This is a genomic window from Kribbella sp. NPDC050820, assembly GCF_040653975.1.
Taxonomy (GTDB): domain Bacteria; phylum Actinomycetota; class Actinomycetes; order Propionibacteriales; family Kribbellaceae; genus Kribbella.
The window spans coordinates 108,816-131,712 of record NZ_JBFAHB010000004.1 but is presented as its reverse complement, the minus strand read 5'-3'; the positions used below and the strand labels follow the sequence as shown (position 1 = coordinate 131,712).

General features: G+C 67.2%; 27 protein-coding genes. 17 read left to right on the top strand and 10 right to left on the bottom strand.

Going from position 1 to position 22,897, the window contains the following annotated elements; all coding sequences use genetic code 11:
* Nucleotides 1-51: 51 nt before the first annotated feature.
* On the bottom strand, nucleotides 52-1,227 hold the full coding sequence (locus AB0H36_RS05995; RefSeq protein ID WP_360517249.1) for a hypothetical protein: 1,176 nt from the start codon (nucleotides 1,225-1,227) through the stop codon (nucleotides 52-54).
* Nucleotides 1,228-1,389: 162 nt separating this feature from the next.
* Between AB0H36_RS05995 and AB0H36_RS05990 the strand changes: the two genes are divergently transcribed.
* A complete protein-coding gene (locus AB0H36_RS05990) occupies nucleotides 1,390-1,965 on the top strand; it encodes an acyl-CoA dehydrogenase family protein (RefSeq protein ID WP_360517246.1) in 576 nt (191 codons plus the stop codon).
* 281 nt (nucleotides 1,966-2,246) lie between these two features.
* Here the strand turns inward: AB0H36_RS05990 and AB0H36_RS05985 are convergent, their stop codons facing one another.
* Entirely contained in the window at nucleotides 2,247-2,810 is a 564-nt protein-coding gene (locus AB0H36_RS05985) for a hypothetical protein (RefSeq protein ID WP_360517243.1), read from the bottom strand.
* A gap of 221 nt (nucleotides 2,811-3,031) precedes the next feature.
* Nucleotides 3,032-3,784: a polyphosphate--glucose phosphotransferase gene (gene ppgK, locus AB0H36_RS05980; protein ID WP_360517240.1), complete on the bottom strand. Its 753-nt coding sequence runs from the start codon at nucleotides 3,782-3,784 to the stop codon at nucleotides 3,032-3,034.
* A gap of 414 nt (nucleotides 3,785-4,198) precedes the next feature.
* Between ppgK and AB0H36_RS05975 the strand changes: the two genes are divergently transcribed.
* The 6 genes from AB0H36_RS05975 (at nucleotide 4,199) to AB0H36_RS05950 (ending at nucleotide 11,107) form a co-directional block, all read left to right on the top strand.
* A complete protein-coding gene (locus AB0H36_RS05975) occupies nucleotides 4,199-4,990 on the top strand; it encodes a class I SAM-dependent methyltransferase (RefSeq protein WP_360517237.1) in 792 nt (263 codons plus the stop codon).
* Nucleotides 4,991-5,575: 585 nt separating this feature from the next.
* Nucleotides 5,576-6,271: an alpha/beta hydrolase gene (locus AB0H36_RS05970; protein WP_360517234.1), complete on the top strand. Its 696-nt coding sequence runs from the start codon at nucleotides 5,576-5,578 to the stop codon at nucleotides 6,269-6,271.
* A 74-nt stretch (nucleotides 6,272-6,345) separates the two neighbouring features.
* Nucleotides 6,346-9,096, top strand: coding sequence for an AAA family ATPase (locus AB0H36_RS05965; protein WP_360517231.1), 2,751 nt, complete (start codon nucleotides 6,346-6,348; stop codon nucleotides 9,094-9,096).
* Nucleotides 9,097-9,301: 205 nt separating this feature from the next.
* The gene (locus tag AB0H36_RS05960; protein WP_360517228.1) at nucleotides 9,302-9,943 is read left to right on the top strand and encodes a sigma-70 family RNA polymerase sigma factor; all 642 of its coding nucleotides are present in this window, start codon (nucleotides 9,302-9,304) and stop codon (nucleotides 9,941-9,943) included.
* An 84-nt stretch (nucleotides 9,944-10,027) separates the two neighbouring features.
* On the top strand, nucleotides 10,028-10,183 hold the full coding sequence (locus tag AB0H36_RS05955) for a hypothetical protein (protein ID WP_360517225.1): 156 nt from the start codon (nucleotides 10,028-10,030) through the stop codon (nucleotides 10,181-10,183).
* Nucleotides 10,184-10,231: 48 nt separating this feature from the next.
* Complete coding sequence (locus AB0H36_RS05950) at nucleotides 10,232-11,107, top strand: universal stress protein (protein WP_360517222.1); 876 nt, start codon at nucleotides 10,232-10,234, stop codon at nucleotides 11,105-11,107.
* Nucleotides 11,108-11,153: 46 nt separating this feature from the next.
* Here AB0H36_RS05950 and AB0H36_RS05945 read toward each other — a convergent pair whose 3' ends face one another.
* The gene (locus tag AB0H36_RS05945; RefSeq protein WP_360517219.1) at nucleotides 11,154-11,519 is read right to left on the bottom strand and encodes a hypothetical protein; all 366 of its coding nucleotides are present in this window, start codon (nucleotides 11,517-11,519) and stop codon (nucleotides 11,154-11,156) included.
* Nucleotides 11,520-11,707: 188 nt separating this feature from the next.
* Here AB0H36_RS05945 and AB0H36_RS05940 point away from each other — a divergent pair, with 188 nt between their 5' ends.
* A complete protein-coding gene (locus tag AB0H36_RS05940) occupies nucleotides 11,708-11,917 on the top strand; it encodes a three-helix bundle dimerization domain-containing protein (RefSeq protein WP_360517216.1) in 210 nt (69 codons plus the stop codon).
* On the opposite strand, the gene AB0H36_RS05935 is transcribed toward AB0H36_RS05940, so the two are convergent.
* On the bottom strand, nucleotides 11,914-12,777 hold the full coding sequence (locus tag AB0H36_RS05935) for an SDR family NAD(P)-dependent oxidoreductase (protein ID WP_360517213.1): 864 nt from the start codon (nucleotides 12,775-12,777) through the stop codon (nucleotides 11,914-11,916). The two genes, AB0H36_RS05940 and AB0H36_RS05935, sit on opposite strands and share 4 nt — an antisense overlap.
* Nucleotides 12,778-12,833: 56 nt before the next feature.
* Nucleotides 12,834-13,853: an AsnC family transcriptional regulator gene (locus AB0H36_RS05930; RefSeq protein WP_360517210.1), complete on the bottom strand. Its 1,020-nt coding sequence runs from the start codon at nucleotides 13,851-13,853 to the stop codon at nucleotides 12,834-12,836.
* Between the two features lie 142 nt (nucleotides 13,854-13,995).
* Between AB0H36_RS05930 and AB0H36_RS05925 the strand changes: the two genes are divergently transcribed.
* The 3 genes from AB0H36_RS05925 to AB0H36_RS05915 all read left to right on the top strand — a co-directional run bounded on the left by AB0H36_RS05925 (nucleotide 13,996) and on the right by AB0H36_RS05915 (nucleotide 15,679).
* On the top strand, nucleotides 13,996-14,370 hold the full coding sequence (locus AB0H36_RS05925; protein ID WP_360517207.1) for a VOC family protein: 375 nt from the start codon (nucleotides 13,996-13,998) through the stop codon (nucleotides 14,368-14,370).
* A gap of 436 nt (nucleotides 14,371-14,806) precedes the next feature.
* Nucleotides 14,807-15,061 carry a hypothetical protein gene (locus tag AB0H36_RS05920; RefSeq protein WP_360517204.1) on the top strand — a complete coding sequence of 85 codons (255 nt, stop codon included), beginning with the start codon at nucleotides 14,807-14,809 and terminating at the stop codon, nucleotides 15,059-15,061.
* 402 nt (nucleotides 15,062-15,463) lie between these two features.
* The gene (locus AB0H36_RS05915; RefSeq protein ID WP_360517201.1) at nucleotides 15,464-15,679 is read left to right on the top strand and encodes a hypothetical protein; all 216 of its coding nucleotides are present in this window, start codon (nucleotides 15,464-15,466) and stop codon (nucleotides 15,677-15,679) included.
* 25 nt (nucleotides 15,680-15,704) lie between these two features.
* Here AB0H36_RS05915 and AB0H36_RS05910 read toward each other — a convergent pair whose 3' ends face one another.
* The 3 genes from AB0H36_RS05910 to AB0H36_RS05900 form a co-directional block, all read right to left on the bottom strand.
* The gene (locus tag AB0H36_RS05910) at nucleotides 15,705-15,854 is read right to left on the bottom strand and encodes a hypothetical protein (protein WP_360517198.1); all 150 of its coding nucleotides are present in this window, start codon (nucleotides 15,852-15,854) and stop codon (nucleotides 15,705-15,707) included.
* A 141-nt stretch (nucleotides 15,855-15,995) separates the two neighbouring features.
* Nucleotides 15,996-16,361, bottom strand: coding sequence for a hypothetical protein (locus AB0H36_RS05905; protein ID WP_360517195.1), 366 nt, complete (start codon nucleotides 16,359-16,361; stop codon nucleotides 15,996-15,998).
* Nucleotides 16,362-16,688: 327 nt separating this feature from the next.
* Nucleotides 16,689-17,564 (bottom strand): helix-turn-helix transcriptional regulator, encoded by an 876-nt coding sequence (locus AB0H36_RS05900; RefSeq protein ID WP_360517192.1) that lies wholly within the window; start codon nucleotides 17,562-17,564, stop codon nucleotides 16,689-16,691.
* A 169-nt stretch (nucleotides 17,565-17,733) separates the two neighbouring features.
* On the opposite strand from AB0H36_RS05900, the gene AB0H36_RS05895 reads away from it, so the two are divergent.
* From AB0H36_RS05895 to AB0H36_RS05885, 3 genes are all read left to right on the top strand, one after another.
* Nucleotides 17,734-18,027, top strand: coding sequence for a putative quinol monooxygenase (locus AB0H36_RS05895; RefSeq protein ID WP_360517189.1), 294 nt, complete (start codon nucleotides 17,734-17,736; stop codon nucleotides 18,025-18,027).
* A 49-nt stretch (nucleotides 18,028-18,076) separates the two neighbouring features.
* Nucleotides 18,077-18,358, top strand: a complete 282-nt coding sequence (locus AB0H36_RS05890) for a putative quinol monooxygenase (RefSeq protein WP_360517186.1) — start codon at nucleotides 18,077-18,079, stop codon at nucleotides 18,356-18,358.
* A 102-nt stretch (nucleotides 18,359-18,460) separates the two neighbouring features.
* Entirely contained in the window at nucleotides 18,461-18,889 is a 429-nt protein-coding gene (locus AB0H36_RS05885; RefSeq protein WP_360517183.1) for a VOC family protein, read from the top strand.
* 549 nt (nucleotides 18,890-19,438) lie between these two features.
* Here the strand turns inward: AB0H36_RS05885 and AB0H36_RS05880 are convergent.
* The gene (locus AB0H36_RS05880) at nucleotides 19,439-20,218 is read right to left on the bottom strand and encodes a class I SAM-dependent methyltransferase (protein WP_360517180.1); all 780 of its coding nucleotides are present in this window, start codon (nucleotides 20,216-20,218) and stop codon (nucleotides 19,439-19,441) included.
* A gap of 232 nt (nucleotides 20,219-20,450) precedes the next feature.
* Here AB0H36_RS05880 and AB0H36_RS05875 point away from each other — a divergent pair, with 232 nt between their 5' ends.
* The 3 genes from AB0H36_RS05875 to AB0H36_RS05865 all read left to right on the top strand — a co-directional run bounded on the left by AB0H36_RS05875 (nucleotide 20,451) and on the right by AB0H36_RS05865 (nucleotide 22,880).
* Nucleotides 20,451-20,750, top strand: coding sequence for a hypothetical protein (locus AB0H36_RS05875; protein WP_360517177.1), 300 nt, complete (start codon nucleotides 20,451-20,453; stop codon nucleotides 20,748-20,750).
* A 12-nt stretch (nucleotides 20,751-20,762) separates the two neighbouring features.
* Nucleotides 20,763-21,287, top strand: coding sequence for a cyclophilin-like fold protein (locus AB0H36_RS05870; protein WP_360517174.1), 525 nt, complete (start codon nucleotides 20,763-20,765; stop codon nucleotides 21,285-21,287).
* A 393-nt stretch (nucleotides 21,288-21,680) separates the two neighbouring features.
* Complete coding sequence (locus AB0H36_RS05865; protein WP_360517171.1) at nucleotides 21,681-22,880, top strand: heparan-alpha-glucosaminide N-acetyltransferase domain-containing protein; 1,200 nt, start codon at nucleotides 21,681-21,683, stop codon at nucleotides 22,878-22,880.
* Nucleotides 22,881-22,897 lie beyond the last annotated feature (17 nt).

Sequence of the window (22,897 nt, the reverse complement as noted above, 5' to 3'; positions counted from 1 at the left end):
TTCCACGACTCCCGAAACACTGGTTTTCTGTGGAGAGGCCAGCGATCGAGGTCAGTTGAGGCTCGATGGCTGCTGCGGGTCAATTTCGCCCGACGGCGCATTCGCGACTGGAATACCTGGCCCCATGACAACTCCGCTGCCTGGCAGTTCGTCTCTTGCCCACAACTTGAGCTTGTCGCCGATCGTGGTGGTGAGGTTTTCGGCTTGGCCACCAATTCGAACCATTCGCGCGCGCACGTCAGATTTCGGTCGCGAGTCGCGAATTCCGGAGACCCGACATCCGTCCGGCATGAGGTCCAGCAAGAGCAAGCCAACATCGGCTGCGAGCTTACGAGGTTCGGGATTTTCATCGTGCGTCACCGCCTCATCGAGCGTGTAGACCACCCACGTGTACGTGAAGCCTCCATCTGTCCACCACTTCTTACTGCGCGACAACAAGAGCTCGACAAGACTGTGCACCAGGTTGAGGGACGCATTTCGCGACAAGTTCTTCGGCCACTGAGCCATCACCGCGTCTGGCCAGCAAAACTCACCCGCGACCTTCTCCGACGCCAAGTTCTGCACACAGCTGTACAAGAGTAGCGCGGCCTCCTCCTTGGCGGCCGCCAAGTCGTCATCAGTCCCAGCCGTGTACTCCGTCGTAAGGACCTTGCCGATCACCCAGGTCGCGGTATTCATGTCGACCTTGCTGTCACTGAGCGCCGATATCAGCGCCCTAGTGGCGATGATCGGGTGACCAAGCTGCACCAGCGTCGCGAGCCCGCCAGCGATACTGGCATTGGACGCATAAATCCCGTCTTTCGAGATGAGACCCAGGCACGCCACAGCCGTATCCAACTTCTGGCGTTCAAGTGACTCTCGGGTCAAGTTATCTCGTCGGATATCAGCATCCTTCGTCGATGCCAGAGTCCGATCATTGTGCAATTTGGCGAACCATGCACCAAGCGTCACCGCGCTCGCCGTCACAGTCACTCCGACAAAGGCCCACAATCCTTTGAATTGGACGTCGGTGAGCCTCGATCCATTGAATTCGAACAGGCCGGATCTCACTACCACAGCGACAAGAATTGCGTAGAGCGGCACGATTGTGGCGGCGGCGACAATCACAGTCACCAGTGTGCGAACGCGGCGGTCATCCGACGCCGGCCGCTCGCCGGGGCTTCCCGGCATGCCAGCGCCTGCTGGCTGGTTGCTTAGCGGTTCACGCGCTTGTTGTTGTCGATTCATGACGCTCTTCCTTACCAACTGATGACATCTCAGAGTGCCTCTACATGTTCAGATGGTTGGGAGTGCTGAGGAGATACTTGTCGTTCGCCCGTTCCGGTTGGTTCGTTACTTCCACCACGGCAAGGTCCGGAGCCCGGTTACCGGCCACACAGATCATGAAGCATGACGGAGGTGCGAGGTCTGATTCGCTCGCAGCTCGACCTGACAACGCGGACTGCCGGAGTCCGCGCTAACGGCCGGATCCTCGCCCGGTTCATCCCGAAGGCCGAACTCCACATCTACCCCGGCGGGCACGTCGAGCTGATCACCGAGGCGCACACCCTCGTCCCCGTCATCCCGCTTCCTGTCCGAGGAGGAATCATGACCACCGACCCGATCGACTTCTACGGCCTCGAACTCCTGCTCCACCACCGCGACCGCGAACTGCTGCACGCCGTCCGCGAGTTCGGCGACAAACAGGTGACGCCGATCATCAACGACTACTGGACTCGCGCCGCGTTCCCGTTCGAGCTCATCCCGGCGATTCGCGACCTGGGGATCGTCGGTACGCCGTACACCGGCTACGGCTGCCAGGACCGAAGCTTCCTGCTCGACGGCCTGATCGCGATGGAACTCAGTACCGCCGACCCGTCGATCGCCACGTTCTTCGGCGTACACAGCGGGCTCTTGATTGGATCGATCCACCTGTGCGGCTCCGAGGATCAGAAGGAACACTGGCTGCCCGGCCCCAGTGTGTGACTACCACATCGAGTCAGCGTTCAGGCACTTAATGCAAGGCGTGTGGTCGAGGTGCGTGTCCGGCCCCGGACACACAACTCAGCCAAAGGTCGGCCGATGGGTCGACCTCCACATCGACACTCCGCTCGGTGTGGCGATACGTCATCGACAGTCGAAGCGGGACGTACATCTCAGCGAGTACCTCGGGTCGGGCGGCTGTGGAGGGTTCGTGCCATGTCTCCAAGGCCATCGAGCATCGCTTCGAGGTCGCTTCGCGACAATGATCAGCGGGGCAAACCACCTCAGGCCGGTCGAGGTTGAGTGCCCTCGGGCAGTCCCTCGACGACCCAGGTCAGGTCCTCTCCGTAGGTTCCGGGACTGCCGAACCCGCTGACCCGTCGAAGCGGGAGACCGGCCTCGATGTCGGCTTGACGCAGGCTGAAGTCCCTCAACATCTCCACCGCCAGGATCCGTTGATGAGGATCCAGCGCGTCCACCCGAGCCCACTGATGCATATCGGTGACGAGCAGACCGTATGCCGACGCCATCCTCTCGAGCTGCTCGAGCTTGACAGGATCCGTAGAAAAGAACGTCGCAACCGTCCCCAGCACGGCAGACGCCAACGCGACGACACCACTGACCACCGGACTGACCAGCTGAGACAAGGCTCCTGCACCAGCCACCGTCGCAACGACAGAGGCAGACAATGTCAACACCCTGGCGGTGGTCGCGACGTGCAGGACGGTGGTCGCTCGCCAGGATCGTTGCCTCAGGCGCGTTTGAGGTACTTCGAACCCTGCAGCAGCCAGGACCAGGTAGTCCATCGTCGCCTCTGGTCCACCGGCGACGATGGCCGGCAGGTGCAACGTCGCACCCTCGACCGGTGCCGGTTGCGCCGTCATGCCCGCGACGTGGATGGTGCCGGTCAGCTGCACCGTGTGGACCGGGTCGTCGAGACAGCTGTCCAGGTTGGGGATCGACTTCGAGCCGTCGCGTGATCCCGCCCTGCCGAGCAATCGGCGGGCCTCGGGCGCTAACGGTACGGCGGGCGGGCCGCGCGCCGTACCGCCGCCGGGTTGTAGTCGTCCTACTGGGTGAACTTTTCGTGCGCGGCCATCGCCGCGCCGACGATGCCGGCGTTGTTGAGGAGCTGAGCCGGCTTTATCGGGGTGGAGATCTCGAGCAGCGGCACCCACTTGTCGGCGTGCTTGCTGACCCCGCCGCCGACCACGAACAGGTCGGGGGTGAACAGGTTCTCCACGTGCCGAAGGTACCGCTGCACCCGCTTGGCCCACTGCTTGTACGACAGGCCCTCGTTGTCCTTCGCCGCCGAGGATGCCTTCGTCTCCGCGTCGTACCCGTCCAGCTCAAGGTGACCGAGCTCGGTGTTGGGCACAAGCTGGCCATCGAGCAGCAGCGCACTGCCGATGCCGGTGCCGAAGGTGAGCAGGATGACCACGCCGTCGACGCCTTTGGCCGCGCCGAATCGGGCCTCGGCGATACCGGCCGCGTCGGCATCGTTGAGCACCGTCACGTCGCAGTGGGTGATGTCGGTGAGGACCCTGTCGACATCGGTCCCGATCCAGCTCTTGTCGACGTTCGCGGCGCTCCTCGCCACCCCGTTCTTGATGACGGCCGGGAACGTCACACCTATGTCACCGGTCCACCCGGCCTCCTTGACCAGCCGGCCGACGACCGCGGCGACGGCCTCTGGGGTGGAAGGGCTGGGCGTCAGGTACTTCACCCGCTCCGTAGCCAGGTCGCCCTTCTCCACGTCGACGATGGCGCCCTTGATCCCGCTGCCGCCGATGTCGACCCCGAAAGCAGTCGACGTACTCATCCTCGGCATCTGATCTCTCCCCTCGCCCGCAGTTGCCGCACCGTGTCAGCGTCCTCGCCGGCGTCGAGCAGAGCGGCACAACCGGCCACCGACGCGTATCGACCACACATGATGGCCAGCCTGCCACGCGCCTCAAACGCCGTCAGCGACGGGCTGGCGGAATCACTCTCGTCCGGTGCCCCGCGCTCTGGTACGACAAGCAGCGACTCGCTGGTCATCCGTGTGCGGCCTGCAGCCCGAGTGTTCCTAAACGACCGTTTACGGCGCAGCGCAGCACCCGCTGCGGGACCACCCGGCGAGCCCGTGGGCACGTCGACGCCAATTTCCTTGAGCCCGGAGCTGTGATCGTGTTGGCTGGCGGCACCGAGCTGTCAGTACCGCTGGTGTCCGCTTGGCTGGAGTAGGGAGTTGAACGTGCAGGACGTTGACGTCGACCCCGGTGCCCATAATCGGGCAGCCTGGGACAAGTTGGTTCAGGTGGGTAATGAGTGGTCGAGGCCGGTGAGTGCTGAGGAGGTCGAGGCCGCCCGCAGGGGCGACTGGTCGATCGTTCTCATCGGGCGTGAGCCTGTCGACCGCTCCTGGCTGCCGACGGACCTGACCGGCAAGGACGTGTTGTGCCTGGCCTCCGGGGGTGGCCAGCAGGGTCCGATCCTCGCCGCCGCAGGGGCGCGGGTCACCGTGTTCGACAACTCGCCCGGCCAGCTCGGCCAGGACCAGATGGTGGCGGCGCGCGACGGACTCGAGCTTCGCACCGTCCTGGGTGACATGCGCGACCTCAGCGCCTTCGACGACGCCGCATTCGACGTTGTGTTCAACCCGGTCTCGAACTTGTTCGCACCCGACTTGGCACCGGTATGGCGTGAGTGCTTCCGCGTACTGCGACCCGGCGGAACTCTGCTCGTGGGCTTCCTCAACCCTGATGTGTACCTGTTCGACCACGAGGCCCTCGACGAGCGCGGCGAGCTGGTCGTCGTGCACAAGCTGCCCTACAGCGATGTCACGCAGTACTCCGCCGAGGAACGCGCAACCAAGTTCGGCGCGGATTCCCCCCTCGAATACAGTCACACCCTCACCGACCAGATCGGCGGGCAACTCGCCGCGGGGTTCGTCCTCACCGGCTTCGCGGAAGCACCGCACCATTCCAATGCATCCGCCCAATACATGTCGCACTATTTTGCGACGCTGGCGGTCAAGCCAGGCTGATCGCGGCACCCGCCGAGACGGCCTTGCCATCAACCTCCGATCGCGTGCAGGCGCAGCGTAGGCGAGCAGGGCGAGGAGTTCGGCGGTCGCCGAATTCTGTAGGCGTTCCGCGTGTTCGGATCGCCGACGGGTGGTCGCGGACGGGCGGCGACCTGGTCGCGGACCTCGCTGCGGGGCTGGCGGTCGTTCGAGGTCGAGTTTGCAGCAGCAGACCGTCGGGATCGTCGAGCGGTTCTGGGCGGCCGAAGCCGTAGCCGACTCGGGTCGCCGGGGTTCGCCGGTTGCATCGAGTTCGTTGCGTGGGTAGGTCGTGACTGCGTCGGTCTGGAGGAGGGGAAGAACCTCAGGACGTGACCGTCGGGGTCTTGGACTCGGAACTCACCAGCAGTGGATTCGGGGAGTTTCATCGGCTTCGCGCCCGACGCCGGCAGTCGACGAGTGTGTTCTCTGGGAGTCTGCGTTGTCATCCGGACGGGGAGCCCGTGGGAGATACGTCATCTGACGCAAGCCGGGTGGGGGCGGCGCGGCCTACGTTCGGGGGGATAGCGGAACGAGGCCCGCGGGTGCGGGTGGAGGAGGTGCAGGATGACTGCAGGGGTTAAGAATGTCGTGCTGGTGCACGGTGGTTTTGTGGACGGGTCGGGGTGGCAGGGGGTGTACGACCAGCTGACCCAGGACGGTTACCGGGTGGCCGTCGTACAGAATCCGACCATCTCACTGGCCGGTGACGTGGCCGCGACCGAGGCGGTGCTCGACGAGCTGGAGGAACCGGCGATCCTGGTCGGGCACTCGTACGGCGGAGTGGTGGTGACCGAAGCCGGCAACCACCCGAATGTCGCGGCGGTCGTCTACATCGCGGCGTTCGCGCCGGACAAGGGTGAGTCGGTCAACACGCTGATCGCCGACCCGCCACCGGGTGCGCCGGTTCCGCCGATCCTGCCGCCGAAGAACGGGTTCCTGTTCCTCGATCGGGAGCAGTTCGCGGCGTCGTTCGCGGGTGACCTGCCGCCGCAGCAGGCGGCGTTCATGGCCGATTCCCAGACCCCATGGGGAGTCGACGCACTCGGCGGAACGGTGTCGGAGCCGGCGTGGCGGGTGAAGCCGTCGTGGTACCTGGTCGCGACCGACGACCGGATGATCCCGCCGCCGGCGCAGCGGGCGATGTCCGAGCGTGCCGGGTCGACCGTCACCGAGGTCGCCGGCAGCCACTCGGTCTACGTTTCGCAGCCGGCCGCGGTCGCCGCCGTCATCGTCCAGGCCGCCGAAGGGGTGTCCGGATAGCAGGTACGTGCGGCGGTCGTGGGAGCTTATGCTCGTTCCCGGGGCCGCCGCCGTACCGCTTGTGAGGGGGTTGGGTGGAGGCGTGGGGTGGACTTGTCGGCCGAGCGGTTGAGCTCGAACAGCTGAGCAGATTCGTCGCTGGCGTTGGCGAGCACGGCGGCGCGCTGTTGCTGTCAGGTGATGCCGGCGTGGGCAAGAGCGCCCTTGTCGAGGCGGCGGTTGGTCAGGCTCTGGCGGACGACGTACGGATCTTGCGTGCAGCAGGGGTCCAGTTCGAAGCCGACATCACCTACGCGTCTCTGCACCAGCTCCTGCAAACGTGTCTGGACGAGTTCGACAGTCTGAGCCCGCGCAATGCCGGCACGTTGAAGGTTGCGCTAGGACTCGCAGACGGCCCACCGCCGGCCCCACTCATGGTTGCTGGAGCCGTGCTTGCACTCCTGCAGCGGTTGGCCAAGGAACGGCCGGTGTTGATGGTCGTCGACGACGTACCGTGGCTCGACCGGGCCAGCGGTCTCGTGCTCGGCATGGTGGCGCGTCGACTCGTAGGCACACGCTCAGCACTTCTCGGTGCCGCGCGCACGGGTGAGTCGAGCTTCTTCGACCACAGTGACCTCGCGATCGAGCACATTCAGCCGCTTCCCGACGAGGCGGCCGCCGAGCTCCTCTCGACCCGCTACCCCGCTCTGGCCCCACGGGTACGTCGGCGGTTGCTCGCCGACGCCCAAGGCAACCCGCTTGCGCTGCTGGAGTTGCCGGTCGCACTGGGCGACCATCTCGATGGCGTCGCAGGTTCGGTGCCGGCGGTGCTGCCACTCGGCCGACGGCTTCAGTCCGCCTTCACCTCCCGGATCAAGGGACTGCCCGACTCGACGTACGGCGTTCTGTTGCTGGCCGCACTCGAAGGTACCGGCGACCTTCGGCTGATCCGGCGGATCGCCGCCAGCCGAAACAGGGACGCGCTCGCTCCGGCCGAGCGAGCAAACGTGATCCGAGTCGACAACAGCACCGAACGTCTGGTCTTCCGGCACCCGCTGATGCGGTCGGCAATCGTCGACCTCTCCACGAGCAGCCAGCGCCGCGAGGCGCACGCCGTACTGGCGCAGCATCTCGCAGACCAGCCTGAACGACGTGTCTGGCACCTCGCCGAAGCCACGACGGAACCCGACGAGGAGGTTGCGGCGCTCCTGCAAGGTGTCGCACACGCCAACCTGCGGCGCGGCGACTCTGTCGGCGCCGTCACGCAACTGCTCCGTGCTGCCGAATTGAGCCCGACAGGAAGCGCCCGCAGCGGGCGCCTCGCCGAGGCCGCATACCTCGGCTCGATCGTCACCGGCGATCTTCGCGACGCACCGCGGCTCCTGGACGCGGCTCGGCAGTCCCACGAAGGAGCCGGCGGACCACTGTCCCTCGCGGTCGCCGGCGCCTACCAACTGCTGCATAGTGACGGCGACATCGACACGGCACACCGGCTCCTGGTCGACGCAGTCAACGATCTCGACGACCCCGGCGATGCACACAACAAGGTCCTGATCGAGGCCCTCTACACCTTGCTGATGATCTGCTTCTTCGGCGGACGGCCAGCGCTGTGGCCGCCGTACGATGCCGCGATCGCCCGGCTCAAGCCGCGTGTCCCCGAGCTACTCGGAATCCTCAGCAGAACCTTCAGCGATCCCGCACGGGCATCCCAGCAGGCACTGGCACAGCTCGATGCATCGATCGCCGGACTGACCGATCAGGTCAGTCCGGCTCGCATCATCCGGACCGGAATCGCCGCGGCGTACCTGGACCGCCTCGCCGACTGCCGCGACGCGCTCTACCGCGCCGTGCAACACGGCCGCGAAGGCGGCGCGATCACTTCGGCGATCGAAGCGCTCTTCCTCCTTGGCCAGGACTCGTTCCACACCGGCCAGTGGGACCAAGCGCAGCACCTTGTCCACGAAGGACTCCAGCTGTGCGACAAGCACGGCTACAAGCTGCTCAGCTGGCCGGGTCTACTCATCACCGGCCTGCTCGCCGCAGCCCGCGGCGACACCGCCACACCAGCGACGATCGCCCAGCAGATGAACGCCTGGGCCGGGCCACGGCGGGCACGCACAATGCAGCTGTACGCCGCCCACATCCAGACGCTGGCCGCCCTTGGCCGGAGCGACTTCGAGGCCGCGTTCACCCAGGCCTCGCTGATCAGTCCGGCCGGCACCATCGCGCCGTACTGCCCGCACGCGCTCTGGGTCTTCCTCGACCTCGTCGAGGCGGCCATGCTCACCGGACGCCACGCCGAGGCTGTCGCCCACGTCAAGGCTGCCCAGGCGATCAGCCTCGAGACGCTGTCGGACCGCCTCCGTCTGGTCGTCCTCACGACCGCAGCCATCACCGAGACCGATGTCGACGACGACCGTCTGGAAGAGGCGATCGCCTCCCCCACCAACGACCGCTGGCCGTTCGACCTCGCCCGAATCCAATTGACCTATGGCGCATATCTCCGCCGCACCAAGAACACCAGCCGAGCCCGCCATCACCTCACTGCCGCCTCGGCAACCTTCCAGCGCCTGAACGCACGCCCCTGGACCACCCGCACCGAGAACGAGCTCCGCGCCACCGGCATCCCGCACGACTCCCCCGGCGACGCCAAGCTGACCACCCAACAACGCCAGATCGCGGAGCTCGCGGCAGCCGGCCTCACCAACAAGCAGATCGCGGAGCGCCTGGTCCTCTCCCCGCGCACCGTCTCCACGCACCTCTACCAGATCTTCCCCAAACTCGGCATCACCACCCGAGCCGCCCTCCGCGACGCCCTCGACCGCCTCCCCCACCCGCACGAATAGATGCTCCGCCGACCCCGTGCATGGCCGACCCAGCACGGTGACCGCCGGTAGCGCCGGGAGCACTCGACGGTATCCCGTGGCTGCTGCCGATCACGGGGCCTGGCCGACCACGGTCGAGCCCACGGGTCGGCCGTGGCGCGACCACGCGCCGCGCGGCGGAACGTGAAGGCAAGAAAGTTTTGCCCGAGCGGACAGAGGCGGAAGCGTGAACGTGGGAGTGGCGCAGGAACAACGGAACCATGGCATCGGAGACCTCGACGAGGCATTGGCGATCTTCGCCGACGTGCGACCCCGGCTGATGGCGATCGCGTGCCGGATCCTCGGCAGCAGCGCCGAGGCCGAGGACGTCGTCCAGGAGACCTGGCTGCGCTGGCAGAAGACGGACCGCACGGTCGTCGAGAACCCACCGGCACTCCTGGCCACGATGACCACGCGACTCGCCATCAACGTGCGTCAGTCCGCCTGGAAGCGTCGCGAAACCCTACTGGACGCCGTACCGGAGGCCGCCAACACGAGCGACGATCCGGCGACCGGGTCCGAGCGCCGGGAGGCGGTGGAGCAGGCGGTGAAGCTGATCATGACGAGGCTGACGCCGAGCGAGCGAGCGGCGTACGTACTGCGGGAGGCGTTCGGCTATCCGTACCGGCAGATCTCGGAGTGTCTGCAGGTTGGAGTGGCCAACGCCCGGCAGCTGGTCAGCCGGGCCCGCGTCCATCTGGTCGCCGGCAGCCGGACGGTGGCGAACCCGGCTCCCCACGAACCCTTCCTGCACGCGTTCATCGCCGCGGCCCGGGCCGGCGAGCTCGCCGGCCTGGAAGAGCTGCTGGCCGGCGACGTCGCCGCCTGACCGCACGCTCGGTACGACGCGCTCGGTACGGCGTTCGGCCTGACGACCGGGCCACCGCCGGATCGTTTCCGGGTCGGCGTCGCGATGCTGAACCTGCTGACCGACGTTCCGGTGCGGATCCTCCGCAGTCGCGGTCACGTGACACAACTCGCTCGCGCAGCCGTCCTCGTCCTCCACGTGGGTGACGACGGGACCAGTGGGACCGGGCACGTGGCGGACCCGTGGTTGTCCCTGGTGTGAGTGGGCGGCCGCCGCGGGACGGTGGTGGCATCACAGAGGAGGCATTCAATGAAGCTGTTTCGTGGACCTCGCGGAGCGCCATCGCAGGCAGTTGTCAGCCGGAACTCGTCGGAGCAGGGACCCGACAACGGGCCGGTGATCGTTCTGGTCGACGAGCGTGGCACCGGTGTCGAGGCGCTGGAGTGGGCCGCGGCCGAGGCGGACGCACGGAGATCGGAACTGCGCATCGTGTACGCGTTGCGGTGGCCGCGACTGCTTGACCCGCTGGGTGACACGACGATCGATCTGGGAGCTCGCGAAGCCGCCGAGATGCACGTAGACGCAGCCGTACGGCGCGCCCGCCGAATCGCGCCCGCGTTGCGGATCACCACCCGGATCTTCCCTGGGAGGCAGGTCACAGCGCTGCTGAACGAAGCGCGTCGTAGCGAGCGGTCCCTCGTCGTACTCAACCATGCCCGCAGGTCCGGTCGGCTCGAACGGGCACTGGCCCGACGGCTGGTTCGTCGTACGTCGGCATCACTCGCGTTGATCGGGTTGTCCTCGCCGGGCGCCGTCGGGCCGTCGACCGGCCGGGTGGTCGTGGGCGTGAACGTCTCCGGTGGCCCACCTGCCGCCCTGGGATTCGCCTTTCGCGCAGCCCGGCGACGTGGGACGGGGCTGACGATCGTGCATGCGACGACCTCGAGCCGACTCGACGCGATCGACGATGCGGTGCGCATCTGGAGGATGGCCTACCCGGACGTCGACGTCCGATGGGACCTAACCCGCGGACCGGTCGACGGCGCCATCCTCGCGGCCTCAGCGGCCGCCGCTCTGACCGTGCTGGGCCCCGACCGCCACCGGTCCCTCGGCGACGCCACGTCATACAACGTCCTACACCTCGCCCGCGGCCCAGCCGTCATGGTCGGCTCCGGCTCCGCCTGACAGCAGAGGTGAACCCGGATGCCTTCGGCCTACCGCCGCCGGCTGGTCAGCTTAGGACTGCCAGGCGGCGGCGGACGGCGGTCAGGCTGTCGGCGGCCCGCTGCAAGTGCTCATAGGCGGCGACGAGGTCGGCGTCCGCTGCTTCGACGAACTGTTGCGGGGTGAGTTCGAGAGGATTGTCGGGCTCTCCACCAGGGCCCCATTTCGCCCTGCCGCCGTAGCGGTTCAGGTCGAACGACCGCATCATCTGCGCCAGGGCGGACATGAGTGTGCGGACCTCATGGACGTCGGACACCACCACCTGCATGTCGAGGTGGTCGTCCGGGCGGCGCCGCTCCAGTTCGACGGCCCGCAGCAGTCCGGAGTACGCGTTCTGCAGCGCGGCCGTGACTTCGTTGCTCCCGACATCCATGGGGACTCCCTCCTGCGTCGAGGCCTGACTACCGCAGCAGAGACACGCAGGGCAAGAACTAAGTCATTGAAAACGCAACTTCGTTATCAGACGGTTCCGCCCTATGCCAGATCCTCGAGCTCGCGCGGATATCGAACATCGGGCTCCAGCGTTTGCCTGACCGCTGCCTTGCGAGTAACCCTCGCAGCATGGACAGGTCCGAGGAAGAACGCGCCATTTCCGAGATCGTGGAACGCCTGGCCCAACGGTTCCCCCAGGTCCCGCCCGCCGACATCGCCAACACCGTGTCGGCTGCACGGCCCGAGTTCGACGACGCGCCCATCCGCGACTTCGTGCCACTCTTCGTGGAACGCAGCGCGAAGCACAAGCTGAACGACCGCCTGACACCGACCGGCTAGAACGCGCGTACGGCTGGGGGTAGGCCCGGGAAGTCAGCCGACTCACTCACCTCGGCCCACCTCTGGACGTCGTCGAGCGCGCGCTGGTAGACGCGGGTGAGATTGCGGACGGCTTCGGCGCCGAGCGGCAACCGTAGCGGCCCGTCCGCGGTGCCGAGCATGTCGCGGATCACGCCGGCGGCACGTGCGGGGTCGCCTTCCTGGATGCCGTCCGCCTCGGCCATGTTGTCGCGGACGGCACCGATTACGTCGTCGTACGTCGCGTTCTGACCCGCCTTGTTGATCACCCCGGACGCGTTGAACTCGGTGCGGAAACGACTGGGTTCCACGATCAGCACTCGGATGCCGAACGGCGCGACCTCGCCCGCGAGAGCCTCAGACCAACCTTCGAGCGCGAACTTGCCGGCCGAGTAGCTGCCGACCGCAGGGAACGACATCCGTCCTCCCTGACTGCTCATCTGCACAATCGCACCCGATCGGCGCTCGCGCATCTGCGGAAGGACCGCTCGCACGTAGGCCGCGGGGCCAAGCACGTGCTGCTCGAGCATGTCCTGGAGTTCGCGGTCCGTCACCTCCTCGGCGGCTCCGACCTGACCGGCGCCGGCGTTGTTGACCAGCACGTCGACTCGCCCGAACACGTCCAGGGCGCGCTCCACCACCGCCGCGGCCCCTGACCTGTCCCGTACGTCGTGCTCGACCACCAGCAGTCGATCCCCATATTGATCCTTGAGCGCATCGAACCGGCCGGCTCGTCGCGCCGTCCCGACCACCTGCTCGCCTGCCCGCAGTGCCGCTTCGGCCAGCGCCAGTCCGAGGCCTGCGCTCGCGCCCGTGATGATCCATGTCTTGGTTTGCGTCATGGACCTGACGCTAAGGATTCGAGCGCGCTCAAAGGCAAACGCGAAGGAAGGACCGGTCAAGTCGGCGTCGCTGCGGAACGGCCGGTACGTCGAGACCAGGCACCAGGAACGACGACTGGGCCGGCCCGCTTGATCCACCGCGCGACAACCTCGGTCTGGACCCGGTGCACACCCGGGAGGGCACCGATGCGTTCGGTGAGGTACCGATGCAGGTCGTCGGCGTCAGCGAGTTCGAGGAACGCGAGGATGCTCGTCGTACCCGTGGTAGTCGACGCGAACGCGACCTCGGAGTGAGAGCCGAGGATGCCAGCGACATCGCCGAGCGACGCTGGTCGCACCTCCATCCAACAGATCACGTCGACCTGTCGTCCGTAGAGCTTGGGGTCGACCTCGATCTCGAACATCAGCATCCCGCTACCGGTGAACTCGGTGATGCGGCGGCGAACTGTCGATTCGGGCATGCCCGACTCACGGGCCAGGCTGGTGACACTCAAGCGGCCATCGGCGGTGAGGAGCCTCAGGAGACGCGCGTCGGCGGCTCCCGGTACACCGACGTGTGACGGGGAGGTGTGGCGATCCGGGGTGAGGGCCTCGCGTTCGTCCACGGTCAACGCTTCGAGCCGGCCGGGCCATCCCCCGATGCCTGCGATCGGCGCAAGCAGCCGTTGGGCGGTCACGGTCGCGATGCCGGTACTGCGGCGAAACTGCTCGACCGCGCCAGCGCCGTCACCGGTCGACGTCAGCGTCCGGAGGATGCAACTCAGACCGCCATCGCCCGCCAGCGAGGCGATCCAGGAGGTGTCGTCGCGATCCGCGAGCGCCCGAGCGACCCCGTCGATCGACGTACTGGGCGCCGTCATCCGGAGGAACCACTCCTCCTGATCGCGCGGGTCGCGGCGGCTGATGCCGACCACTCGCAACGCCAGGCGAGAACGCAGCCGGTGGTAGCGACGCGAGACCGCACGCTCGGACATCCCGAGCACCGCCGCGATCCGCGCGAACGATGCCCTCCCGTCGAGCTGCAGCGCGTGCAACACACGCCGGTCGTCTTCGTCGAGGCTGACTGATTCCCCCATATCCACCGACTCTAGCGACAGCATCCACCAAGTAGTCCGTCGGTGAGCGACAACCTTCGACGTACGCGGCAGGTTGAGTGCGCGACCCGGCCACCCGGGTCCCCGGCTGGTCCGGACGATCCCACCTGATCAGGAGATGCTCATGCTCACGGTTCTGCCCATCCGCTACGTCGCCGACGTGGAGACCTCCCGCCGGTTCTACGAGGGCCTCGGCCTGAGGTACCGCGCCGACGTGAGCGTCCCGGTCTGGGCGCACCTCGATGTCGCCGCCGGCGCCGTCGGCATCCACGACGCGGCCGTGTCGAAGGGCAAGCCGATCGGCACGGTCGAACTCGGCTTCGCCACCGACGAGAAACTCGAAGACGTCGCCGCCCGGCTCACCGACCGCGGCTACGAGCACATCCTCGTCGACGAGGACTTCGGCCGCAGTATCCGCGTCACCGACCCTGACGGCGTCACCATCCAGATCCAGGAGATCGACCCGGAGACCCTGCGCCGCTCCCAGTCGCAACTGTGAGCCCGCCCGCTACCTCGGACGACGCCTTTCAGCCTGCCCTGGTGTGTCAAAGCCCGCGACGGGTACCGGAACACCGTCACCGACCGGTGATCGCTCGCACGGTGTCATCGGCCGGTGGCCGCACTCGGCCCTGCGACGCGCTCAACGCCGACCCGACGCCGCTGGACCGCGGGTACGGCGCCGCGGGCGTGGCGATCAACTCCGAGTGGACCGAGGGCGTGCGCGTCACTCCGTTGCCCCAGATCAAGTCATCGTTCCCGGTTGCGAACCACCACAAGGCCGTCGCCCTGACGCCCGAGCAGTGGAAGTACACGTTCGCAATTCTGGAACAGCGTGCTGGCGAGCTTCCAGCCCGGCCCGCAGGACGTCCACATCGACTACCACAACGACGACCGGCCGCCGCTGCTGTTCGTCTGCGGCGCCGAGGACCACCCTCATGCCGCCGAGCATCCAGCGGTCCAACGCCAAGCACTACAAGTCGGCGAAGACCATCACCGAGATCAAGGAGTACGACGGCATGCCGCACCTGTCGCCCGCGCAGAAGGGATGGGAGGACGTCGCCGACGACGCTCTGGCCTGGGCCGTGGAACACGCCCGCTGGTCGGCCCCAACCAGCTCCAGACAGCAGGCGACCCTCGACAACCAGCGTTGCGCACGTTCAGTGACAGTGCAACTCCGGAGTGTGCTCTAGCCTTGGCCGAATGACGAGTGTTGTGACCTTCGTCCGTGAGGGCGGGAACCACGTGTGCGGTTGGCTGCGCCGAGGCGTTACGCCAGACGGGACTGCGGGTGCTACTCGCTGAGACGACACCGGACCAGAACGCGGTGAGCTGGCAACGTATCTCTGGCTGGGACGTCCCTGTTCTGGCTCGTGGAGGTGTGCATGCCGACCCTGGTCAGTGGGATGCCATTGCGCGCGACGAGTACTACGCGATCGTCGTGGACACCGCCCGGACGGCCGGCTTCCCAGAGCGGTCCGCGCCAATCCTCAGGGCGTCGACAGACGTGGTCGTCACGCTCGTGCCCGTCGCTGGTTGAACTCGGAACAGTCAGACCGCTCCTCTCGAAGTACGCGCCGCGCGACCATCGATCCTTGGTTCTGCTGAACCAGGTCGGGGCCGGCTCCCAGGTGCTGCGGGAGGCGATCGCCGGGGCCGGTTGGGCGGTCGCACCGGCCGAGATCCCGCTCTCCGAGGCCCACGCAAGGTCCTTCGGCGAGCACCCTCGGCTCCTCGCCACCGCCTTCTCCACCTTCGCCGCCGACCTAAGCACCACCTGGCCAGAACCCATTCCCGCTGGCGCCCGATAGCGCAACAGCATGGCGGATCAGCAGCTCAGTCGAGCGAGGCGCCGCTGGTCAGCCCGAGAACCAAGCCGCCGACGATCAGGACGCTCGCCACGACGGCACGTTGGCGGAGGGCCGCGACGATCCCCACGACCGCCAGCGCGAGCGCGATCAAAACCAACACCGTTGCGAGCTGCATCGATTCACAGTAGGCCGCTGGCATTCGCAGTTGCGGGCTTCTCACAGCTCTCTAACGCCAGTGCAGAACGACGTGCTCGCTGCCTATCATCACGGCCCCACGACCGGAACTCGCGGACGCGCAATGCGTACGGCGGCCGCGTCAGGTTCTCGCCTCACGTGGGACGGCGGCCGCCGCGTAGGCATCCGCCTCGTCGAGGGTCTCGTGCAGGAGTAGCTGCGCGGCGATCCCGTCCAATCGATCACGGTTGTCGCATAGGAGCCGCCCGGCTTCCTGGTAGCACTTGTCGATCAGGCGGCGGACCTCCACGTCGACGGTGTTCAGAAGAGCGTCTGAGGCGACGGCCCGGGGATCCCCGTCCGACGGCAGCACCGAGACCGGACCCACCGCCGCGGACATGCCCGAGCGGCCGACCATTGCGCGGGCGATCCGGGTCGCGGTCTCCAGATCGCTCGGCGCCGGTTTCGCGCGTCGCGCCTTCGGCGACAGTGCCGGTGGTGACCACACGCGACAACGCAGCCAGATCAACATCCGCAGCCAGCGGCTTCCCGCGCGTGCACCCGCAGGATCGCCTCGCGGCCCTAGTGGTCGGGAGCGTGCACGGTGATCGTCCGGTCGAACCGCGGTCGGGCCGCTCCACGGTTGGTGGGACTGGTACGCGGCGTACGTGGTGAATCGGCAGACTGGCAGCAGTCCCGACGAGGCTGCCGAGCGCTACGTGGCCGACGTCAAGCACGTCGTCGTACCGGCCACCTGACCCTCTTGGGCCGGAGACCCGTCACCCGCGGGCCCGCTGAAGGCTGCGCGAACGCGGGTCTGCGCGGTGCGTCGTGCTCAGTCCGATTTGGTTGATGGGGCGGCTGCGGCAGGGGCCTCGGACTTCCAGCTGGCCAAGATCTTCAGGGCGTCGGCTGATGGCGAGCCCTTCTTCGCGGTGTAGAGGAACAGCTGTTGGTCGGGTTGCCCGGGAATGGGGAACGTCTCGTACTCGATCTCCAGCCGCCCTACCAACGGATGCATCAGTGGCTTGCTTCCGAACGAGCACTCATAGACCGTGTGCTGCGGCCACCACTTGCGGAACTCGTCGCTCTTGACGGTCAGCTCGCCGATCAGCTCGTTGAGCTTGCTGTCGTTCGGGTGGCTGCTGGAGTCGCGCCGCAGGATCGAACTCATGTCGGCCGCGACCTCGTCCCATTCGAGATAGAAGGCGCGTGCCTCGGGCGCCAGGAACGCCCAGCGCGCCAGGCTGCGCGCCAGACCTGCCTCCTTCGTGAAGTCGTGCAGGAGGGCTTTGGCCAGCTCGTTCATCGCCAAGACCTCCATGCCGACGCCCAAGACGAACGCGGCGGTGTTGTCCATCTGCTCCATCATCTGCCGCAGGATCGGGCGCACCTTGGTACTCCGCTTCTCCTGCACGGTGCGCCCGGTCGGCGGCGAGAACAAGGAGAACAGGTAGCTGCGCTCCGTCGGGCTCAGCCGCAGGGCATCGCACAACGCACTCACGACGGCATCCGAGGCGTGCTTGATGCGGCCCTGCTCCATCCGGGTGTAGTAGTCGACACTCACGCCGGCAAGCTGGGCAACCTCGTCGCGGCGCAGACCGGGGACGCGCCGCGCACTGAGGCCCGCCCCGCTGAGGCCTACGTCGCCGGGACGGAGCCGGGCCCGTGCGGCGCGGAGGAAGTCGGCCAGAGTCGACGCGGTGTCCATGCCTCGAGTGTCCTCCGCTTCTCGCGGCGCTGGGTAGGTCAACTTTTCCTAGGCAGAGCGTGGCCTGTTCCGGGCCCCAATTCGTGTTGTCACGGCGGTTGACTCTGGTGTGCCGACCGGAACAGCCGAACGGCAGATCCCCAACCAGCCCCGCTGCAAGGAGCAACCCATGTACCACATCGCCGTCTACTTCGACGTACAGCCGGAGCACCGCCAGGACTTCATCGACGCCGCCATCAAGGACGGTATCGATTCCGGTGCCAACGAGCCCGGGACGCTGCGCTTCGAGCTGATCCAGGACGAGACCGACCCCAACCGGTTCTACCTCAACGAGGGCTACGAGAGCCTCGATGCCTTCGAGGTGCACGCCGGCGGCCCGTACTTCAAGGAGTTCTTCGACGCGATCACGCCGTACGTCGAGGGCCCGACCTGGCTGATCAAGGGCAACCGCGTCGAGGCCTGAGCCGCCACCGAACCTCCACCGGGCCTCGACAACGCAAGGAGCACGACGCATGGCCAACACGCTGGTCCTCGTGGCCGAGTTCCAGGCCAAGCCTGGCCAGGAGGACGTACTGCGCGACGCGCTCGTCGCGATGATCGTCCCCTCGGAAGCAGAGGCCGGTTGCCTGGGCTACCGGCCGCTGGCCGATCCGGTCAAGCCGGGCTCGATGATCTGCCTCGAGGAATGGCGCGACGAGGCGGCGCTGGAGTTCCACTTCCAGACACCGCATTTCAAGTACGTCGCACAGGTCTCGACGAGATCCTCGCGGCGCCGTTCACCCTCCGCCGCCTGACGCAGGCGCCCGAGCCGGTCTGACCTGCCCGAACAGCGGGAAGGGGCCCGACGGCGGTCCCTTCCCCCGACAACACTCAACCGCCACCTGACAGGAACACCCATGTCCCAGAACACACTCGGCATTTTGCGTGCCGACCACATCGCCGTCCGAGTCCCGGACTACGACGGCACCGTCAAGTTCTACACAGAGGTGCTCGGCTTCACGGTCAAGCAGGAGTGGACGCTGCCCGATGCGCTGCCGGGCGCCAACTTCGCCTACCTCGCCCTCGGCTCCTTCGAGATCGAGGTCATCGCCGGCGGCCGGCTCAGCCCGATCGAGCCGACCGACGATGTCGCCGACCACCTCAGTCGCGGCGGCTACATCCACCTCTGCCTCCGGGTCGACAACCTCGACCACACCGTCGCCGGGCTCAAGGCCAAGGGCGTCGAGATCCTCGCCGAGCCGTTCGAAGTCGCCCCGATCGGGCAACGCCTCGCGATGATCAACGACAACAGCGGCAACATCATCGAACTCGCCCAAGCCGCCTGATCCCTGGTCGAAGAGATTCTGTTCGAGCGGGAGCAGCCCTCGGCGAGCTGCGCGGGTGACGGTTCGTACCGACGGCTGCGCGTCGAGCGCAGCGGGGCGGTTGGCGTGCATCGAGCGGCCAACCGCCCCGCGCCGTCGCCGGTCTCGAAGCAGGCGCCGGCACCAGTGTCGTGGAGTATCACAGGAGTCGACGTGCCCGCCGCCGGGATTCTCGACGAAGGGTGCCTCTACCAACTGACCCGACAGCAAGGCGAAGCCCACGAACGAACCATCGAGGTCACATTCGAAGCGCCTGGGCCGAGGCCTAACGCCTTCACCTTCGGGTAACGAGCTGTCCACGCGATGCACTACTCGGCGGCAGCAGGCTGGGCAGGGCGCTTCGGACAACCCGCGTTGCCCTGCTCGACAAAGGGAACCCGTTGGGGCTGGCGTACTTCCTCTACGGGCTCGCCAACGCTCACCTGCTCGATTCATCGCGCGGCGGCCAGTAGCCGCTCGGTGCGCTCCTCCCGGAATAGGAACGGTTTGATGGTCCGGGACCTTCCCGGTTCACAGCCGGCGCAGGCGCAAGGTGCCGGTCAGCATCGGGAGGGTGAATTCGCCGCGGGCGGTTTCCGGTCCGCCCACCAGGTACGCGCGGATCCGGTCCAGCGTGGCCTCGCGTTCCTGTTGCGGCATGACCAGTAGTCCCGCACGCGTCGCGAGGGTCGCGACGAGGGAGTCGGCGGTGCGCAACTGCCAATGCTGGAACGTCGCCTGTTGCGGCGAACCGAATAGGGCGGGACCGCCCGTCTTCGGAAGGTGCAGGTTCGCCACCTCGGCGCGCCAACTGCTGGGCGTGTCACGGGGGCCGACGACCGCGCTCCCGCTGACCCGGGCGAGTCCGGCAACCCATTCGACCTGATCGTCGATGAGGTTCCACAGACCGGCAAGTACGCCGCCGGGTGCCAGCACCCTGGCGATTTCGGGCCCGGCGACGCCCATGTCGAACCAGTGCATCGCGTTGCCCGCCAGTACAGCATCGACGGAACCGTCCGGGAGCGGTATCGCCTCGGCACTACCCGGCAGCGCGCGGACAGCCGGCAGCTCGCGGCGCAGCTCGGCCAGCATTGCCAGGTCGGGCTCGACTGCTATGACTTCGACTCCGAGCGCGGCAAGCGTTGCAGTTAGCTTGCCGGTGCCGGCGCCGAGGTCGAGCACCCGCGCACCAGGTGCCGGCTCGAGCGCCCACTGCACCGCGGCCCGCGCGTAGTCCGGACGGTGCTCGCCGTACGCGACCGCAGCCGCGCCGAACGCCGAGCTGAGCAGAGGCTGATCGTCGCTGTTCACGCGATCAACGTATCCACGCTGTCCCAGATCAGCTACAGGAGTCACACTCCGGCGACTGCTTGGGACACGGATCGGCGTCGAGAACCAGCGAGGCGATCGGCGCTGAAGCGTTTCGCGACCCCGCCAGGGACCAGAGCTGCTCGCAATCGCGACGAACTTTCGAGGAGGCATCATGCCGAGAACGTCTCGACAGCGCGCTCCGCGGCGCGCCGCGTCTGCTGCCGTTCGCTGCTTGGGCAAGGCGACCAGCGTCGCCACGCCGGCGGCCAATCCGCTGCTCAAGCCCGCGCAACTGGAGTCGGCGGCGATGCGCAGGCTGGTCGCGATGCCGCTGGACGGGCTCGGGTCCGTTCGGCGTGGTTCATTTCGAGTGGTGGCGACCGCGAAGGATGCACTGGTGGTACGCCTTTCGTCAGAGACTCCCCCAGCGCCGAGCGAAGCGATTGTCTGGGTCGGTCAACTCCGACCATTAGGGCTCAACACCATCCATGACGATCACAGTCCCCGTTCACGCCGGCCGGCCATTGGCTGACGAGGTACCGCGATGAGGAAGAGATTTCTCCGCGCGGTGACAGCCGCCGTGCTCATGTCGTTGGCGGCGTGTACGACCTCGCGGGATGCCCCAACGATCGCGCAGACTACGGCGCCGCCGACGCCCGCCCGGACTGCAGTCCCGGCGGCGACGGTCACCCCCACGATGACGAGGACACCTATGGCTGAGACTCGGCTGCGGTTCTCCGCGGGAGATGCTGGGATGGTCGTTCGGCTGAACGACAGTCCTACGAGCCGGGATCTGGTCTCGAGGCTGCCGCTCACCCTGACGTTCGAAGACTTCGCCGGCAGGGAGAAGATCAGTTACCTTCCTGAGCGTCTCACCAGGGACGGATCACCGGGCAGCGCGCCGGGCAACGGCAGCCTCATCTACTACGTTCCCTGGGGCAACATCGGCTTCTTTTACGACGCTGACGGCGGGCATGACGACAATCTCGTCACCCTGGGAACGGTCGAGTCCGGCCTGGAGCACATCGACCGCTTCGAAGGCCGAGTCACCGTCACGGTCATCCACTGACTGACACTCCCGGTCGGACACGTCAGCGCGATGGGCTCACGCCGGGACCCAATGTCACAGAGCAGGGGGACGAACTCGTGCTCACGCCGCCGAACCCGGTAGAAGGCGGCGCGCTACCCACGGGCGCCGCTGATCGCGGCGACTGCGACGGCGACGGCGACGGGGTTGGCAGCGCGTGCGGGATGGCTGCGGGAGAAGGGGAACAACGCGTCGTCGGCGTAGTACGCCGGTGGGAACGTCCAAGGACCGCCGATGGGCTGGGCCTGGCGCGTTGGGCGGTGGGTCGGGGCTCGTGGCGGGCGAGGTCCATCTCGTTGGCTGATTTTGCACAGGTTTTCGGTCTTGGTGTGTTTGCTGTCTGTATCCCAGCCATCGACAGGCAGAGGAGGCAGGGTGGTGCTGCATCAGGCACGCACGGATAGCTCGCAGGACAGCTCGTCTGTCGACGGCCGGGCCAGGGTGTCGGGCGTGGATGCGGCCCGCGGAATCGCCCTGCTCGGGATGATGTGGGTGCACATCATCCCGGCCGTCGACGAGTCGGGACGAACGAGTACCGCCTACCTCTTGGCGAGCGGACGGGCCTCGGCGTTGTTCGCCGTACTCGCGGGTGTCGGTCTCGCACTGGCAACCGGCGGGCGCCACCCGTACCAGGACGGGCGCCTAATGCTCCGTCGAAGCGGACTCGTTGCCCGCGCGAGTCTGCTCGCGCTTGTGGGGCTGACGCTCGGAGCGGTCGACACCCCTGTCGCGATCATCCTCGTGTACTACGCGCTGCTGTTCGTCTGCGCGCTGCCGTTCCTGTCGCTCGGCGCGCGAGCTCTCGTCCCACTCGCGCTGGGCTGGTCGCTACTCGCCCCGGTCCTGAGCCACGTTGTGCGCTCCTCGCTGGACGAATCCGGCGGCGGCAACCCAACCTTCGGCACACTCACCGACCCCCAGGGCCTGCTCACCGAACTCTTCCTGACCGGGTACTACCCCGTACTGCCATGGATGGCGTACCTGCTGGCCGGGTTGGCCGTCGGCCGGCTCGCTCTCGACTCACCACGAGTCGCTGCCGGCCTACTCGTCGGCGGCGCGGGCCTGGCCGTCCTCAGCAAGGCTGCGTCCTGGGCACTGCTCTACCCGGCCGGCGGCCTCGACCGGATCGTTGGTAGTCCGGCCCTCGAACGCAGGCTGTCGACGTCGCTCGGCGGCACCACACCCACGACATCCTGGTGGTGGCTCGCCGTATCCGGTCCGCACTCGGGAACGCCGCTCGACCTGCTCCACACGATCGGCACAGCAGTGGCCATGCTCGGCGCCTGTCTGCTCATTGCCCGCCGCGCAGCACCCCTACTACGCCCGCTGATCGCCGCCGGCAGCATGACCCTCACGCTCTACAGTTCGCACGTCGTCGCGCTCGGCGCCGCCGGAGACAGCGCTGACCGGGCAGCGCTACTGACGATCCACATCGCCGTCGCGGTCGCGTTCGCGCTGCTCTGGCGAGCCCGCCACCGACGCGGCCCCCTAGAAACCGTGGTCTCCGCGACCGAGCGCTCCATCCGAACTCTCTGGGCGCGACGATCGAGAAGCCCCAGCAGGCTCGAGCGCTGACCGGGTCCCACGACACG

Bases quoted from the DNA above. Each gene is read 5' to 3' on its own strand.
- ppgK (WP_360517240.1), bottom strand. From the start codon at position 3,784: ATGAGTACGTCGACTGCTTTCGGGGTCGACATCGGCGGCAGCGGGATC.
- AB0H36_RS05970 (WP_360517234.1), top strand. From the start codon at position 5,576: ATGACTGCAGGGGTTAAGAATGTCGTGCTGGTGCACGGTGGTTTTGTG.
- AB0H36_RS05950 (WP_360517222.1), top strand. From the start codon at position 10,232: ATGAAGCTGTTTCGTGGACCTCGCGGAGCGCCATCGCAGGCAGTTGTC.
- AB0H36_RS05900 (WP_360517192.1), bottom strand. From the start codon at position 17,564: ATGGACACCGCGTCGACTCTGGCCGACTTCCTCCGCGCCGCACGGGCC.
- AB0H36_RS05935 (WP_360517213.1), bottom strand. From the start codon at position 12,777: ATGACGCAAACCAAGACATGGATCATCACGGGCGCGAGCGCAGGCCTC.
- AB0H36_RS05930 (WP_360517210.1), bottom strand. From the start codon at position 13,853: ATGGGGGAATCAGTCAGCCTCGACGAAGACGACCGGCGTGTGTTGCAC.
- AB0H36_RS05920 (WP_360517204.1), top strand. From the start codon at position 14,807: ATGCCGCCGAGCATCCAGCGGTCCAACGCCAAGCACTACAAGTCGGCG.
- AB0H36_RS05940 (WP_360517216.1), top strand. From the start codon at position 11,708: ATGGACAGGTCCGAGGAAGAACGCGCCATTTCCGAGATCGTGGAACGC.
- AB0H36_RS05990 (WP_360517246.1), top strand. From the start codon at position 1,390: ATGACGGAGGTGCGAGGTCTGATTCGCTCGCAGCTCGACCTGACAACG.
- AB0H36_RS05955 (WP_360517225.1), top strand. From the start codon at position 10,028: ATGCTGAACCTGCTGACCGACGTTCCGGTGCGGATCCTCCGCAGTCGC.
- AB0H36_RS05910 (WP_360517198.1), bottom strand. From the start codon at position 15,854: ATGCAGCTCGCAACGGTGTTGGTTTTGATCGCGCTCGCGCTGGCGGTC.
- AB0H36_RS05895 (WP_360517189.1), top strand. From the start codon at position 17,734: ATGTACCACATCGCCGTCTACTTCGACGTACAGCCGGAGCACCGCCAG.
- AB0H36_RS05925 (WP_360517207.1), top strand. From the start codon at position 13,996: ATGCTCACGGTTCTGCCCATCCGCTACGTCGCCGACGTGGAGACCTCC.
- AB0H36_RS05870 (WP_360517174.1), top strand. From the start codon at position 20,763: ATGAGGAAGAGATTTCTCCGCGCGGTGACAGCCGCCGTGCTCATGTCG.
- AB0H36_RS05890 (WP_360517186.1), top strand. From the start codon at position 18,077: ATGGCCAACACGCTGGTCCTCGTGGCCGAGTTCCAGGCCAAGCCTGGC.
- AB0H36_RS05885 (WP_360517183.1), top strand. From the start codon at position 18,461: ATGTCCCAGAACACACTCGGCATTTTGCGTGCCGACCACATCGCCGTC.
- AB0H36_RS05995 (WP_360517249.1), bottom strand. From the start codon at position 1,227: ATGAATCGACAACAACAAGCGCGTGAACCGCTAAGCAACCAGCCAGCA.
- AB0H36_RS05945 (WP_360517219.1), bottom strand. From the start codon at position 11,519: ATGGATGTCGGGAGCAACGAAGTCACGGCCGCGCTGCAGAACGCGTAC.